This window comes from Streptomyces sp. WM6386 (assembly GCF_000972385.1).
In the GTDB taxonomy this organism is placed as follows: Bacteria; Actinomycetota; Actinomycetes; order Streptomycetales; family Streptomycetaceae; genus Streptomyces.
The window spans coordinates 1-605 of sequence record NZ_JXTE01000370.1 but is presented as its reverse complement, the minus strand read 5'-3'; the positions used below and the strand labels follow the sequence as shown (position 1 = coordinate 605).

Here is a 605-nt window from a genome sequence, read left to right as displayed (position 1 = left end):
GCTCGTACAAGGGTTATGCGCTGAGGCTGATGGTGGAGGCGCTGGCGGCGCTGCTGCCGGGTGCCGAGATGGGCCCGACGTCCACCAAGGGTCGTGACGACAACATCGGCTTCTTCGTCCTGGCCATCGCGCCGGGCAGGTTGCGCGACCAGGGCACGTTCCTCAAGCAGTCCGAGGAGCTGTTCGGTGCCCTGCTCGACGCCCCTGCCCTGGACCCCGACTCCCCCGTGCGCTACCCGGGCTGGCCCGAGGCGCAGCACGCCCGCGACGCCCACGAGCACGGCGTCCCGCTGGCCGCCCCGCTCTTCGCCGACCTGGAGACGGTCGCCGCCCAGCACTCCCTGACCTTTCCGACCCCCCTTGGAGGGACCCGATGACCACTCAGCCCCGTCTCCGTATCGGCATCATCGGCCTGGGCGTCATCTCCCGCTTCTATGTCGACGCGCTGGCCACCGAGGGGCCGGAGATCGAACTGGCCGCGGTGTGCGACCTGAACGAGGCCACCCTCGACCCGCCCCGGGGCACGATCCCGGTCTTCACCGACCACCGTGAGCTGCTGGCCTCGACCGAGCTGGACGCGGTCGTCGTCAACGTCCCCAACGACG

The 605-nt window shown here is 70.6% G+C and carries 2 protein-coding genes; both read left to right on the top strand.

Annotation, left to right across the window (positions count from 1 at the left end):
* A partial coding sequence (locus TN53_RS41785; RefSeq protein ID WP_046264127.1) for an Ldh family oxidoreductase occupies positions 1–377 on the top strand: 377 nt, incomplete at its 5' end.
* Positions 374–605, top strand: a 232-nt coding sequence (locus tag TN53_RS41780; protein WP_046264126.1) for a Gfo/Idh/MocA family oxidoreductase, incomplete at its 3' end; no start/stop codon positions are given. The genes TN53_RS41785 and TN53_RS41780, both read left to right, overlap by 4 nt.